Annotated in this window: 16 protein-coding genes and 2 pseudogenes; 15 read left to right on the top strand and 3 right to left on the bottom strand. The window is 71.7% G+C overall.

Annotation, left to right across the window (positions count from 1 at the left end):
- The first annotated feature begins 84 nt into the window (after positions 1 to 84).
- From ACWD6R_RS28350 to ACWD6R_RS28285, 14 genes and pseudogenes are all read left to right on the top strand, one after another.
- Positions 85 to 1,437 (top strand): ferredoxin reductase family protein, encoded by a 1,353-nt coding sequence (locus ACWD6R_RS28350; protein ID WP_451821296.1) that lies wholly within the window; start codon positions 85 to 87, stop codon positions 1,435 to 1,437.
- A gap of 23 nt (positions 1,438 to 1,460) precedes the next feature.
- Positions 1,461 to 1,901 (top strand): FMN-binding protein, encoded by a 441-nt coding sequence (locus tag ACWD6R_RS28345; RefSeq protein ID WP_451821295.1) that lies wholly within the window; start codon positions 1,461 to 1,463, stop codon positions 1,899 to 1,901.
- Positions 1,902 to 1,935: 34 nt separating this feature from the next.
- Positions 1,936 to 2,649, top strand: coding sequence for an FAD:protein FMN transferase (locus tag ACWD6R_RS28340; protein ID WP_451821322.1), 714 nt, complete (start codon positions 1,936 to 1,938; stop codon positions 2,647 to 2,649).
- Positions 2,562 to 2,813: pseudogene (locus ACWD6R_RS28335) on the top strand (SpoIIE family protein phosphatase); the annotation flags it as partial. The gene ACWD6R_RS28340 and the pseudogene ACWD6R_RS28335, both read left to right, overlap by 88 nt.
- A gap of 32 nt (positions 2,814 to 2,845) precedes the next feature.
- Complete coding sequence (locus tag ACWD6R_RS28330) at positions 2,846 to 2,959, top strand: ATP-binding protein (RefSeq protein ID WP_451821294.1); 114 nt, start codon at positions 2,846 to 2,848, stop codon at positions 2,957 to 2,959.
- A 160-nt stretch (positions 2,960 to 3,119) separates the two neighbouring features.
- A complete protein-coding gene (locus tag ACWD6R_RS28325) occupies positions 3,120 to 4,526 on the top strand; it encodes a wax ester/triacylglycerol synthase family O-acyltransferase (protein ID WP_451821293.1) in 1,407 nt (468 codons plus the stop codon).
- 124 nt (positions 4,527 to 4,650) lie between these two features.
- A complete protein-coding gene (locus ACWD6R_RS28320; protein ID WP_451821292.1) occupies positions 4,651 to 5,640 on the top strand; it encodes an aldo/keto reductase in 990 nt (329 codons plus the stop codon).
- Complete coding sequence (locus ACWD6R_RS28315; protein WP_451821291.1) at positions 5,637 to 5,948, top strand: L-rhamnose mutarotase; 312 nt, start codon at positions 5,637 to 5,639, stop codon at positions 5,946 to 5,948. Before ACWD6R_RS28320 ends, ACWD6R_RS28315 begins: the two co-directional genes overlap by 4 nt.
- A gap of 1 nt (position 5,949) precedes the next feature.
- Positions 5,950 to 6,804 (top strand): amidohydrolase family protein, encoded by an 855-nt coding sequence (locus ACWD6R_RS28310; protein WP_451821290.1) that lies wholly within the window; start codon positions 5,950 to 5,952, stop codon positions 6,802 to 6,804.
- 42 nt (positions 6,805 to 6,846) lie between these two features.
- Positions 6,847 to 7,116: pseudogene (locus ACWD6R_RS28305) on the top strand (DNA-formamidopyrimidine glycosylase family protein); the annotation flags it as partial.
- A gap of 71 nt (positions 7,117 to 7,187) precedes the next feature.
- Entirely contained in the window at positions 7,188 to 7,940 is a 753-nt protein-coding gene (locus ACWD6R_RS28300) for a LytR/AlgR family response regulator transcription factor (RefSeq protein WP_451821289.1), read from the top strand.
- Between the two features lie 63 nt (positions 7,941 to 8,003).
- On the top strand, positions 8,004 to 8,366 hold the full coding sequence (locus tag ACWD6R_RS28295; protein ID WP_327242797.1) for a hypothetical protein: 363 nt from the start codon (positions 8,004 to 8,006) through the stop codon (positions 8,364 to 8,366).
- Positions 8,363 to 9,844, top strand: coding sequence for a sodium/solute symporter (locus tag ACWD6R_RS28290; RefSeq protein ID WP_451821288.1), 1,482 nt, complete (start codon positions 8,363 to 8,365; stop codon positions 9,842 to 9,844). Before ACWD6R_RS28295 ends, ACWD6R_RS28290 begins: the two co-directional genes overlap by 4 nt.
- Positions 9,841 to 11,031, top strand: a complete 1,191-nt coding sequence (locus ACWD6R_RS28285) for a sensor histidine kinase (RefSeq protein WP_451821287.1) — start codon at positions 9,841 to 9,843, stop codon at positions 11,029 to 11,031. Before ACWD6R_RS28290 ends, ACWD6R_RS28285 begins: the two co-directional genes overlap by 4 nt.
- Before the next feature lie 185 nt (positions 11,032 to 11,216).
- On the opposite strand, the gene ACWD6R_RS28280 is transcribed toward ACWD6R_RS28285, so the two are convergent.
- The gene (locus ACWD6R_RS28280) at positions 11,217 to 11,753 is read right to left on the bottom strand and encodes a hypothetical protein (protein WP_451821286.1); all 537 of its coding nucleotides are present in this window, start codon (positions 11,751 to 11,753) and stop codon (positions 11,217 to 11,219) included.
- Between the two features lie 124 nt (positions 11,754 to 11,877).
- Between ACWD6R_RS28280 and ACWD6R_RS28275 the strand changes: the two genes are divergently transcribed.
- Positions 11,878 to 12,075 (top strand): zf-HC2 domain-containing protein, encoded by a 198-nt coding sequence (locus tag ACWD6R_RS28275; protein ID WP_359107708.1) that lies wholly within the window; start codon positions 11,878 to 11,880, stop codon positions 12,073 to 12,075.
- On the opposite strand, the gene ACWD6R_RS28270 is transcribed toward ACWD6R_RS28275, so the two are convergent.
- Both ACWD6R_RS28270 and ACWD6R_RS28265 read right to left on the bottom strand, forming a co-directional pair.
- Positions 12,009 to 12,575 (bottom strand): sigma-70 family RNA polymerase sigma factor, encoded by a 567-nt coding sequence (locus ACWD6R_RS28270; protein ID WP_451821285.1) that lies wholly within the window; start codon positions 12,573 to 12,575, stop codon positions 12,009 to 12,011. The two genes, ACWD6R_RS28275 and ACWD6R_RS28270, sit on opposite strands and share 67 nt — an antisense overlap.
- A gap of 561 nt (positions 12,576 to 13,136) precedes the next feature.
- Positions 13,137 to 13,598 (bottom strand): universal stress protein, encoded by a 462-nt coding sequence (locus ACWD6R_RS28265; RefSeq protein ID WP_406423734.1) that lies wholly within the window; start codon positions 13,596 to 13,598, stop codon positions 13,137 to 13,139.
- Between the last annotated feature and the right edge of the window lie 225 nt (positions 13,599 to 13,823).

Here is a 13,823-nt window from a genome sequence, read left to right as displayed (position 1 = left end):
CGCCCATTCAGAAGGTACGCAGAAGATGCGCTGCGAGGCTTGCCGCCGATGACCGCCCCAGTGGTCCGTTACAAGGGGAGCCTCATGACCACCACAGCCCCCGCCTCGCCGTACGCGAGCAAGGGAACACGCCACCGCCGCCCGCCGCGCAGCGTCGCCCCGCACCTCGTGTCCGCCGTCATCTACGCGGGGGCCGCGGCCGTCCTCGCCCTGTGGTGGAGCGACACGTCAGCCGTCGTCGGCATGGCGGGCTGGCTGACCAATGCCGGGCGCATCACCGGGCTGCTGGCCGGGTACGCGTGCGCCGTCCTGATGGTTCTGATGGCCCGCGTCCCCCTGCTGGACCACAGCATCGGCACCGACCGGCTGGCGCGCCGGCACGCCGTCGGCGGCCGGTGGACCGTCTCCCTGGTCCTGGCCCACACCCTTCTCGTCATCTGGGGGTACTCCCTCAGCGCCCACACGGACGTGGTGAGCCAGACCTCCGTCCTGGTCCTGCACTACCCGGACCTCCTCAAGGGCACCGCGGGCTTTCTGCTCCTCCTCCTCACCGGTGCCGTCTCCGCCCGCGCCGCCCGCCGCAGGATGAGCTACGAGACTTGGCACTACCTCCACTTCGTCACCTATCTGGCGATCTTCCTCGCCTTCGGACACCAGCTCTCCGACGGCGCCGACTTCGTCGGCAACCAACCCGCGCAGCTGGCGTGGTACGCCCTCTACCTGGGCGCCGCCGCCCTGATCGTCTGGTACCGGTTCGCGGTCCCGGTACGCCGCGGCCTGAGGCACCGGCTGACGGTGACCGCCGTCCACACCGAAGCCCCCGGCGTTGTCTCCGTACACCTCACCGGCGAGCGCCTGGACGAGCTGGGGGCCGAGCCGGGGCAGTTCTTCCGCTGGCGCTTCCTCACCCCGGGCCTGTGGTGGACAGCCAACCCGTACTCGCTCTCCGCGCCCGCCCACCCCCGCCATCTGCGGATCACCGTCAAGGCCGACGGCGCCCACAGCGCCGCGCTGACCCGTCTCGCACCCGGCACCCGGGTCTGGGCCGAGGGACCGTACGGGGGCTTCACCGCGCGCCGCCGTACCGCCCACCAGGTGCTTCTGCTGGCGGGCGGAGTCGGCATCACTCCGCTGCGGACCCTGTTCGAGACGCTGCCCGGACCGGTGACCCTCGTCTACCGCGCCCGACGGGCCGAGGACCTGGCGCTGCGCGCCGAACTCGACGCCATCGCCGCCCACCGCCGCGCGACGGTCCACTACGTCGTCGACGGGCATGCCCCGCTGACCGCACCGGCCCTCAGCCATCTGGTCCCCGGCCTGGCCGCGCATGACGTCTACCTCTGCGGCCCGCCCGGCATGACCGAGGCGGCGATCCGCGCCCTGCGCGACGCCGGAGTGCCGCGCCGCCGTATCCACCACGAGTCGTTCGCGTTCTGATGAGTGCCCCGAGGAGAAACACCGTGCGCCGAGCCGTTCTCGCCACCACCGGCACCAGTGCCCTGGTCGTGGCCCTGCTGTCTCTGAAACCGCACCAGCCTCCCGGTCTCCTCGACGCGGGCAGGCGCCCGGCGACCACGGTCTCCCCGCGCACGTCGACCGGCGCCCCGCCCGGTGCCGCCGCCGCGACGGGCACGTTCAACGGTGATCCGGTCGACACGCGGTACGGACCGGTGCAGGTCGCCGCCACCCTCGCCAAGGGGAAGCTCACCGCCGTGCGGGTGCTCCGGGCGCCCGATGAGAACGGCCGCGACCAGGAGATCGCCGCGTTCGCGCTGCCCCGGCTCACCCAGGAGGCGCTGGGTGCCCAGAGCGCGGACATCGACTCCGTCTCCGGAGCCAGCTACACCAGTCAGGGCTATATGGAGTCCCTGCAGAGCGCATTGGACCGGGCTGGTGGCTGATCGCGCGCACGGGCTGCGCCATGTCGAGCACGTGATGGGCACGGTGTTCTCCTTCGACATCAGGGACCGGCCCACCCCTGCGATCCGCCGCGCCCTCGACGATGCGGTGCGCGTGCTGCACCACGTCGACGCGGTGTTCTCCACCTATCGTCCGGACAGTGCCATCAGCCGACTGGGCCGCGGCGAGTCCGGGCTCGGCACCTGTCCGGCTGAGGTCCGTGAGGTCCTCGACCTGTGCGGCGATGTCACCCGGGTCAGCCGCGGCTGGTTCAGTGCTACACCGGGCGGTGTCCTCGACCCCTCCGGGCTGGTCAAGGGGTGGGCGGTCGAGGCCGCCTCGCAGCAGCTGTACGAGAGCGGCGCGCACAACACCTGTGTGAACGGTGGCGGCGACCTTCAGCTGCGTGGCGAGGCGTCCCTCGGCGTCCCCTGGCGGATCGGTATCGCCCACCCCCTGCGCCGCGGGGCGCTGGCCACCGTCGTGTCCGGACGTGATCTGGCGGTCGCCACCTCCGGAACGGCCGAACGCGGTGCGCACATCCTCGACCCGCACACCGGCACCCCGGCCCTGGGCCTCTCGTCGATCACCGTGGTGGGGCAGTCGCTGACCCTGACGGACGCCTTCGCCACGGCTGCATTCGCCATGGGCGGTGGAGCACGCGGCTGGCTGGAGTCGCTGGACGGGTACGAGGCGCTCGCCGTCACACCCGACGGCCGGGAGTGGCGCACCAGTGGGTTCGGCTGGTAGTTCGCCGTCAGGGACGCCACCCAGGAGCTGACCGATTCGCCGCCGAGGGGCACAGCCCGGCCACCGTTATGGCCCGCGCCTCCGTCTTCCTCCATGAGCTCGACACCGACTGCTTCGCGACCTGCACCTACGCCGAGGTCGACCTGAGCACCGGGGCGGTGCGCTGCCTCGCCCTCGTGACGCGGGGGAGCCCGGCGTGTCCGGGCGTGGGCTGATGCTGGTGGACCGGCTGGCGGACGCCTGGGGCGTGGAGTCCCGCGGCAGCGGCCAGTGCGTGTGGTGCCAGTTCATCATCCCGAGGCGCGAGTGAGATGTGGCCATGGTTGACGCCGATGGATGTGATACGGATTACCAGACGGTAACAGAACGTAACATGTCTGTACTTGACCGTAACCGATCGCGAGCGATTGACTGCGACTGCGGCAGTCGTTGACTCCGGCAATCTTTGCCTTCGATGACATGAGGACCCGTTGGGCACTGAACTACTGGCACCTCTCGATCTGGCTTTCTGGCACCTCGAAACCGATGCGCACCCCATGCACCTCGGTGCGCTCGCCGTCTTCTCGCCGGCGCCCGCCCCGGCGCCGGGCGTCACCGCGGACGCCGTGGTGGAGCTGCTCGGCTCCCGCGCCGCGGCGATCCCCCGGCTGCGGATGCGCGTACGGGACGTCCTGCTGCCGGTCGGCGGCGCCGCCTGGTCCGTCGACAAGGACTTCGACGTCTATCGGCACGTCCAGCGCGTGCTGCTGCCCCGGGACGACGAGTCGCCGGACGGCGGCTTCATGGCCGGGGCCACCCGGCTCGCCGGCGAGCTGATGGAGCGGCCGCTGGAGCGGGGGCTGCCGCCCTGGGAGATGTACGTCATCTCCGGCGCCGACGAGGGGCCCTTCGCCGTGCTCGTCAAACTGCACCACGCGCTGGCCGACGGCATGCGCGCCGTCGCCATCGGCGCCGGGATCTTCGATGAGATCGCCTCCCTCGGAGCCCGCGCCCGCGGCGGTGCGAGCGCCCGCCGGGCGCGCCCGGTCCCGCCCCGCTCGTGGATGCCGGGGCCGCGCCAGGTGGCCGGATTCGCGCTGGGCCGGATCGAGGACCTCTCGCGGGCGTTCGGGGTCGGTGCCTCCGTCGTGTGGGCCAGCCGCCTCGATCTGCGCGGCGCCCCCGCGCTCACCGCGATCTCCAGCGGTACCCGTCGGCTGGCCACCGCGGAGTTGGACGGCGAGTCCGTCCGCCGGATCCGCCGGGTCGCGGGCGGGACCACCAACGACGTCCTGCTCGGCGTCGTCGCCGGAGCGCTCCGCCGCTGGATGGTGGAGCGTGGCGAGCAGCTGCCCGTCGCCGACCCGCGCGCCCTCGTCCCGGTCTCCCGGCGCAGGCCCGGCGCCGGCGCGGCCTCCGGGAACCGGCTCTCCGCCTATCTGCTCGGGCTCCCCGTCTCCGAGTCCGACCCGTGGGAGCGACTGCGCACCGTCCGCACCGCCATGGACCGCAACAAGGCCGCCGGACCGCTGCGGGGTGCGGGTGCCGTCGCGGTGCTCGCCGATCAACTGCCCTCACTGGCCCACCGCTTCGGCGCCCCGCTCGCCGGCAGCGCCGCCAGGATGCTCTTCGACGTGCTGGTCACGAGCGTGCCGCTGCCGCGCTCGGCGCTCTCGCTGGGCGGCTGCCCGCTGCGGGCCGTCTACCCGATGGCGCCGCTGGCGCGCGGGCAGTCACTGGCCATCGCCCTGTCCACGTACGGCGGCCGGGTGCAGATCGGCCTGGTGGCCGACGGCAAGGCGGTCCCCGACCTGGAGCGGCTGGCCCGTTGCGCCGAGGACGAGCTGCGCGAGCTGCTCGACCTGCTGCCGGTCAGTCAACCCTCCCAACGGTCCTGATAGATCGGACAGATTTCGGCGTGGGTGCGGTAGTTCGTGGGGTCGAGGGTGTTGACGCGTCCAAGTGATCCGATGAATATTCGTTGTGCAGGAATTAACGATCATTGGTGAGGGCGGCAGCGGCATGCGGCGAAATAGGCTGGGAACCAGTGCGGTCGAGGTGACCGAGCTGTCCTTCGGGGCGGCCGCCATCGGCAATCTCTTCCGTGAGGTCGACCCCGCCCGGGCCGCCGCCGCCGTGGACGCCGCCTGGGACGAGGGCGTCCGCTACTTCGACACGGCACCGCACTACGGGCTCGGCCTCTCCGAACGCAGGCTGGGCGCGGCCCTGCGTCACCGGCCGCGCGACTCGTACGTGGTCTCCACCAAGGTCGGCCGGCTGCTCGACCCCCTCCCGGCCGACCCGATCGCGTCGTACGACGGCCTCACCGAAGGTTTCGCCGTGCCCGCCACCCACCGCCGCCGCTGGGACTTCAGCGCCGACGGCGTACGCCGCAGCATCGAGGACAGCCTCGAACGGCTCGGTCTCGACCGCATCGACATCGCCTATCTGCACGATCCGGACGACCACGCCGAAATCGCCTTCCGCGAAGCCTATCCGGCTCTGGAGAAGCTGCGCTCGGAAGGCGTCGTCGGAGCCATCGGCGCGGGCATGAACCAGACCGCGATGCTCACCCGCTTCCTCCGCGACACCGACGTGGACACGGTCCTCTGCGCGGGGCGCTACACCCTCCTCGACCAGTCCGCGCTCACCGAGCTGCTGCCCGAGGCGACCGCACGCGGCCGCAGCGTCGTCGTCGGCGGAGTCTTCAACTCCGGGCTGCTCGCCGACCCGCGCCCCGGTGCGACCTACGACTACACGGCCGCCCCGCTGACCCTTCTCGACCGGGCCCTGCGCATCAAGGCCGTCGCCGAGGGCCACGGCGTACCGCTGCGCGCCGCCGCCCTGCACTACCCGCTCGCCCACCCCGCCGTCGCCACGGTGCTCGTCGGCACCCGCTCGGCCGACGAGATACGCGACGCCGCCGACCTGCTCTCCCGCGAGATCCCCGACGCCCTCTGGGACGAACTGCGCGCCGAGGGCCTGCTCACCGAGGACGGACACCGGCCATGAGAATCGCCCTGCACACCAAGGTCCGCGCCGACCGCATCGAGGAGTACGAGGCGGCGCACCGCGAAGTCCCCACGGAGCTCACCGCGGCGATCCGCGCTGCGGGCGCCACCTCCTGGACGATCTGGCGCAGCGGCACCGAGCTGTTCCACCTCATCGAGTGCGAGGACTACCCCCGGCTCCTCGCCGAACTCGAGCAGCTGCCCGTCAACGTCGCCTGGCAGGCCCGGATGGACGAACTTCTCGACGTGGCGCACGACTACTCGTCGAACGGCGCCGAAGCCGGTCTCCTCGTCGCCTGGGAGCTGTGACATGACCGGCCGGCAACGGATCGTCGACGCCCACCACCACGTGTGGGACCTGTCGGTACGCGACCAGGAGTGGATCACCGGCGAGGAACTGGCCCCGCTCCGGCGCACCTTCACCCTGACCGATCTGGAGCCCGAGGCCCGCGCCGCCGGGGTGCACGCCACGGTCCTCGTCCAGACCGTCACCGTCCCCGAGGAGACCCCCGAGTTCCTCGCCCTCGCCGACGGCAACGACCTCGTCGCGGGCGTCGTCGGCTGGACCGACCTCACCGCGCCCGGCATTGCCGACACCCTCGCCGCCCTGCGCGAACTCCCCGGTGGCGACCGGCTCGTAGCCATCCGCCATCAGGTCCAGGGCGAACCCGACCCCGAGTGGCTGCTGCGCCCCGAGGTGCAGCGCGGACTGTCCGCCGTGGCCGCCGCCGGACTCGTCTACGACCTGGTCGTCCAGTCCCACCAGCTGCCCGCAACCGTCAGGGCCGCCGCGCTGCTGCCGGAACTCACCTTCGTACTCGACCATGCGGGCAAGCCGCCCATCGCCGCCCGGAGCCTGCACCCCTGGGCGGAAGACGTCCGGGCGCTGGCCGACCGGCCCAACACCGTCTGCAAACTCTCCGGCCTGGTGACCGAGGCCGACCTGCGCTCCTGGACGGTCGACGACCTCCGCCCGTACGCCGACACCGTCCTCGACGCCTTCGGGCCCGACCGCCTGATGTTCGGCTCCGACTGGCCGGTCTGCCGGCTCGCGGCGAGCTATACGGAGGTCGTCGACGCCGCACGCGCCCTCACCGACGGACTGGGCGCGGACGAGCGGTCGGCGGTCTTCGCGACCACCGCGGAGCGGACCTACGGCCTCTGAGGGCGGCGGCAGGGAGCAGCGGGCTGCGGCATCCTGGGACCCATGCCCGAACTACCGGAGGTCGAGGCGCTGCGGGTCTTTCTCGACGAGAACCTGGCCGGCAAGGAGATCGCCCGCGTCCTGCCGCTCGCCGTCAGCGTGCTGAAGACGTACGACCCACCGCTCACCGCCCTGGAGGGCGGCACCGTCACCTGCATCGCCCGGCGCGGCAAGTTCCTGGACATCGGCGTCGGCCCGCTGCATCTGATCACCCATCTGGCCCGGGCGGGCCGGCTGCACTGGAAGGACAGCTTCCCCGCCGCCCCGCCGCGGTCTCGTTCAGCGACTTCAACCCGTGAATCACTCAAGCCAACACCTCCGGACACGCTCTACACTCCGGCCTCATGCTGCGCGTACTCGCCGTCGACGACGAAGCACCCGCCCTGGAGGAGCTGCTCTACCTCCTGCGCGCCGACCCCCGCATCCGCAGCGCCGAAGGCGCCACCGGGGCCACCGAGGCGCTGCGCCGGATCGGGAGCGCCGTCGACGCCGGTCCCGACGACCCGTCCGCCATCGACGTCGTCTTCCTCGACATTCACATGGCGGGCCTCACCGGCCTCGATGTCGCCCAGCTGCTGGCCGGGTTCGCAGCGCCCCCGCTCATCGTCTTCGTCACCGCCCACGAAGGGTTCGCCGTCCACGCCTTCGACCTCAAGGCCGTCGACTACGTCCTCAAGCCCGTCCGCCGTGAACGCCTCGCCGAAGCCGTCCGCCGCGTCGCCGAACAGGTCGGCGACCGCTCCGCTTCCCTCCAGGACACCGCAGCCGACCAGATAGCCGTCGAACTGGGCGGAGTGATCCGGTTCATCCCGATCGGCGACATCGCGTACGCGGAGGCGCAGGGCGACTACGCCCGGCTGCACACCGCGGGCGGCAGCCATCTCGTCCGGATCCCCCTCACCACCCTGGAGGAACGCTGGCGCTCGCGCGGCTTCGTACGCATTCACCGCCGCCATCTCGTCGCCCTCGGCCGGATCGACGAACTGCGGCTCGACGCGGGCAGCATGAGCGTCCGCATCGGCACCGCGGAGCTCGCCGTGAGCCGCCGCCACACCCGCGCCCTGCGCGATCTGCTCATGCGGCAGACCGGCCGCTGACCTGGGACTACCCAGGTCCGAAACCTTCCCAGAGCGGTCCCCGACTGCGTACACTCCGGGCCCATGTCCGCAGAGTCGACGCCCCGGCGTGAAGTGGTGACGGGGGAGCCCCGGCGGGTGCGCCCGCTGCCCCGCTACCGCACCCAGTCGGAGATCGACGAGCAGACCGCGCTCGGCGGCGCCTACGTCCGCTCGCTGATGCGCAGCCAGCTGCGCGCCGGGCTCACCGCGTTCACCGTCCTCGCCGTCGTCGTCGGCACGCTGCCGCTGGTCTTCGCGGCGCTGCACAGCGCCGCCGTCGTCTGGGCGGTCCTCGGCTTCGCCGCCTACCCGCCGCTGACTCTGATCGCCTGGTGGTACGTGCGGCGGGCCGAGCGCAATGAGCGCGACTTCGCCCGGCTCGTGGAAGGCCGCCCCGCACAGTGAGCCGCACATACGCGGTGGTGGCCGTCGCCGCTGTCGTTCTCGCCACCGTCCTCGTCGGCGGTTTCGGGCTGCGCATCTCCCGTACCACCTCGGACTTCTACGTCGCCTCCCGCACCGTGCGCCCACGGCTCAACGCCGCCGCGATCAGCGGCGAGTACCTCTCCGCCGCATCCTTCCTCGGCGTCGCCGGCCTGGTGCTCGTGCACGGCCCCGACATGCTCTGGTACCCGGTCGGCTACACCGCCGGCTATCTGGTGCTGCTGGTCTTCGTCGCCGCGCCGCTGCGCCGCTCGGGGGCGTACACCCTGCCCGACTTCGCGGAGGGGCGGCTCGAATCGCGGCAGGTGCGCAGGCTGGTGAGCGTGCTCGTCGTCGGGGCGGGCTGGCTCTACCTCGTACCGCAGCTCCAGGGTGCCGGGCTCACCCTGAAGATCCTGACCGGGGCGCCCGGCTGGCTCGGCGATGTGCTCGTCGCATCTGTCGTCGTGGTCGCCGTCGCGGCGGGCGGCATGCGGTCCATCACCTTCGTCCAGGTCTTCCAGTACTGGCTGAAACTGACGGCGCTTCTGGTCCCTGCGATCTTCCTGGTGCTGGTCTGGCAGGGCGACGGGCGGCCACGGGTCACCTTCGACGAACAGCTGTCCGTCTTCCGGGCCGACCATCCGCTGTACGCGACCTACGGGCTGATCATCGCGACGTTCCTCGGAACGATGGGGCTACCGCACGTCGTCGTCCGCTTCTACACCAGCCCGAACGGCCGCGACGCCCGCCGCACCACCGTCGCCGTCCTCGCCCTGATCGGCGTTTTCTACCTGCTGCCGCCCGTGTACGGGGCACTGGGCAGGCTGTACGCCCCCGAGCTGATCCACGGCGGGGACGCGGACGCCGCCGTGCTGCTGCTGCCCGGACGCGTCGTCGGCGGGCTCGGCGGGGACCTGCTCGGCGCACTCATCGCCGGCGGCGCCTTCGCCGCGTTCCTGTCGACCGCGTCCGGACTCACGATGGCCGTCGCCGGCGTCATCACCCAGGACGTCCTGCCCTCGCGCGGCGTACGGCACTTCCGGCTGGCCACCGTTCTCGCCATGTGTGTGCCACTGGCCGGCTCCCTCATGGTCAGCCGGGTGCCGGTGGCGGACTCCGTGGGGATGGCGTTCGCCGTATCGGCGTCGTCCTTCTGCCCGCTGCTGGTCCTCGGCATCTGGTGGCGGCGGCTCACCCCGCCGGGCGCGATCGCCGGACTGGTGCTCGGCGGCGGCTCCGCGTTCCTGTCCGTCGCGATCACCGTCAGCGGTGCGGTGCGCCCGCCCGGCTGGCCGCACACCCTGCTCGCCTGGCCCGCCGTCTGGTCGGTGCCGGTCGGCTTCCTCGCGATGGTCCTGGTGTCGCTCGCCACGCCCGGTCGCATACCGTCCGGCACGAATGCCGCGATGACCCGCTTCCATCTGCCGGAGGCCCTGATACCCGGGAGGCACCGATGACAGGGCCCACGTACACCGTCCTCGTTCTGCTCGTGCTTCTCCTGCTCGGCGCCGGGTTCCTGCTCGGCCGCCGCACCGCCCGCCCCGTCCGCCCCAGCGACGTCGGCACCCCCGTCGAGCACGCCACCTTCGAGACGCTGCACACCGCCTCGCTTGCCGCGCCCCCGCTGCGCGCCGGACTCACCGAGGAGAGCGCCCGCAGGTCCGCCCGCAGACTGCGTTCCCTGCTCGGCACTGACGCGCTCTGTCTCACCGACCGGGACCGGGTCCTCGTCTGGGACGGCGAGGGCGACCACCACGGCAGACACGTCATGGACCAGGTGCAGGGGCTTCTCGCCAGCGGCCGCGACACCGCCTTCCACAGCGACTGCGACGACCTCGACTGCCCGCTGCGCTGGGCTGTCGCCGTGCCGTTGACCGTCGACCACCGTGTCCTCGGCACCCTGATCGCCTACGCCCCGCGCGAGTCGGCGGTCCTGGCCAGGGCGGCCGGAGAGGTGGCCCGCTGGGTCTGCGTACAACTCGAGCTCGCCGAACTCGACCGGTCCCGCACGCAGCTCATCGAGGCCGAGATCAGGGCCCTGCGTGCCCAGATATCCCCGCACTTCATCTTCAACTCCCTCGCCGCCATCGCCTCGTTCGTCCGCACCGACCCGGAGCAGGCCCGCGAACTGCTGCTGGAGTTCGCCGACTTCACCCGCTACTCGTTCCGCAGCCACGGCGACTTCACCACCCTCGCCGACGAGCTGCACTCCATCGACCAGTATCTGGCCCTCGTCCGGGCCCGCTTCGGTGAACGGCTCGCGGTCACCCTCCAGGTCGCCCCCGAAGTCCTGCCCGTCGCCCTGCCGTTCCTGTGCCTCCAGCCTCTGGTCGAGAACGCCGTCAAGCACGGACTCGAAGGCGCCGTCACCCGCAGCCGCATCACCATCAGCGCGCTGGACGCGGGCTCGGAGGCGGAAGTCGTCATCGAGGACGACGGCACCGGAATGGACCCGGAACGGCTGCGGCACATCCTGCGCGGCGAAGGAGGACACTCCACCGGTATCGGACTGCTCAACGTCGACGAGCGGCTCCGCCAGGTGTACGGCGACGACTACGGGCTCGTCATCGAGACGGGCATCGGCGCCGGGATGAAGATCACGGTGCGGCTGCCGAAGTACCGCGCCGGGGTGCACGGTTCGTGAGGAGCAAAGGCACCCGCCGTGCTTACGGCCTCCCCCGCGGTAGGGAGTGGATCAGCGAGCGTCGTCGTGCGGCTTGGATGGCAAGGCGGAGGACGGAGTCGACGCGGAGCCTCGGTGACTGACGACAACGCGGCAAGCGGAGTCGCAGGGCGCCGGGAGCCCACTTCCTGTCGCGGGGGAGGCCGTCAGTGCAGATGGATCGCCAGATGCCCCAGTGGCAGCCCCAGCTGCCAGGCGGGCGTCCACACCTGGGCCGACGCCTGCGCCCACTCCTCGCCGCCCTCGGTGCCGAGCGGCTCCCACGGCGGCGGCCCGATCGCGTCGAGATCGGCCGCGAGCAGCTCGGTCTCGTCCAGCCACCGCCATGCCCGACGGGCCAGCGCCAGATCGGGATCCGGAACACTCCGGCCGCCGTCCGGCGAGGGGACCGCGGACGCCGCCGCGTCGAGCCGCTCGCAGACCCAGCGGCGCCAGGCGCTCCCGTACGCCGTCAGCAGCCGCAGCTCGTCCATCCGGGTCGCGGGCAGCGCATCGGCCACCGCCCCGTCGGAGAGGAAGATGGTCAGGGCGAGCGCCTCGCGCCCCGCGCGGTACTCCAGCGTCGACGGCTCCATCAGATCGCCGGTCCGCAGCAGTTCATCGGCGATGTACTCGGCGTACATCCAGGCCATCGGGACCAGCAGCCCGCCCCCACTGGTTCCATCCGTACGTTCCGGACGCATCCCGTCTCGCCTCTTCCTCATCTCGGCACCGGGCCACACGCAGCATTGAACCGGGGGAGCGCGCCCCGCGTGGCCAGAAGGACAGGATCCGTCCGACCCGATCCGTCACAGACATGAGGTTGCGATGACCGCCGATCCCGGGGAGGGACCGCACATGCGGCAGTTGCTCGGCGCGTATGTGCTCGATGCGCTCACCGACGGGGAGGCCCGGCTGGTCTCGCAGCATCTGCAGGACTGCGACGGATGCGCCGCCGACTATGTGGAGGTCGCGGAGACGGTGTCCCTGCTCGGCCTGCTGAGCGAGGAGGACCTGCTGGAGTAGCCGGGCAGGTTGCGGGAGAGCAGGCGCAGCGCGTAGTAGGAACGGGACTTGACCGTGCCCGCCGGTATGCCCAGCACCTGCGCCGTCTCGCCCACGCTCAGCCCGCGGAAGTAGATCTGGACCAGCACCGCACGGTGCTCCGGGCTGAGCGTCCGCACCGCCTCGCGGACATCGAGCGCTGCGACGGTCGCCTCCGCCGTGTCCTCCCGGCCCGGGGCGCTCTCCAGTACGAGGTCGCTGACCTCCGTCGGCCGGGCCTGGCGGGACCTGCGCGCATCGATCGCCAGCCGCCGGGCGACAGTGAAGAGCCAGGGCCGCATCGATTCGTACGGACTGTCGAACGCCTCGGGGTGCTGCCAGGCGCGTACGAGCGTCTCCTGGACCAGATCCTCGGCGCGCTGCCGGTCGCCGAAGGTCAGACCGAGCAGGAAGTGGAGGAGCGCGGGACCGTGTTCGCGCTGCAACTCCGCGAGGGCCCGCTCATCGGTCGTCGTGGTCATTGTGAACGCCCCTTTCCCGCGGAGGCCCCTGCCGCCTCGCCGCTGCCTGCGCCGTATATGAACGCATCGGGGCCGCGACGAACAGAAGATGCACCGAGGCGTGCGACGAGCGGTCGCACGGAGCGGCGAATGGTGCGGTGAACGGTCGGCCGGGCGGTGAACGGACAGGGGGCGGGCGTCGTGCGGCGCGCGCGACCCCGCACTCGGCCGGGCGTGCGGCGTGGCCGAGTGCGGGGTCGGTGACGGTCAGCGGGGAGCGGACGCCGGCCGTACGGACAGCAGCCACCCCCGGCCCGGCGCCACCGGGACCGGCTCGCCCGCCGCGGGGTCTTCTACCCGGGCGACCCGAAGATGGCCGACGCCTGTCTGAGACCGACCGGCAATTGGGGGGTGGGTGAAGGAGCGGGGCTGGGGTGCGTGCATCGCAAGGCGGAGGATTGAGCCATGGTGATTGACGACAACGCCGCGAGGTGCGTGGCCCAGCCCCGTGACGCCTCCCCCCAATTGCCGTCGGTCTGAAGATGGCCCAGGGCTCCATCGGCGCCACGGTGTTCGCCAAGTTCACGGAACGACGGTGACGGGCCAGCGCCCCGCCTTCACCAGCCGGATCGCCACCGATCCGATGAACCGGTGTCCCGCCGACTCCGACGCGCCCACCACGACGGCATCCGCCTTCAGCTCGTCTGCCGCGGTGACCAGGCCGTTGTACGGATCACCGCGGAAGGTGTGGAACTCCCAGCGCACATCCCATATGTCCTTGAGCCGCTCCGTGGCCGCCCTGATCTCGCTCACCAGGCCCTCCGCGACCTCGCCGGTCGTGTCGGCGACCGGTGCGCCGAGCGCGGCACCCGCGGGCATCACCGGCTGGACATAGACGAGGGCGAGCATGGCGTTCTGCCGACGGGCCAGCCCGGCGGCGTACGCGGCGGCGCGCATCGAGGAATCGGACCCGTCGAGGCCCGCGACGATCACTTTCGGACCGTCTGTGCCACGTTCGAACTGGTGAGGCTGCTGGTCTGTCATGGCAGTGAGGTTACGGTCTCCCCCGCAGTAGGGAGTGGATCAGCGAGCGGCGTCGTGCGGCTTCGATGGCAAGGCGGAGGAGGGTGCGTCTTCGGTGGATGGGCCATCACGTGATCCGGTCGGCCGAACGCGGCCACCGGCCCGGTACGCCCGTCGCCCCGGGCTTCCCGATGCAGCACGTACGACCGGATAGACGTACGTGACATCGGTGGTCACCTCGACCGC

This window comes from Streptomyces sp. NPDC005151 (assembly GCF_053599875.1).
This window is presented reverse-complemented; position numbering and strand designations above follow the sequence as displayed.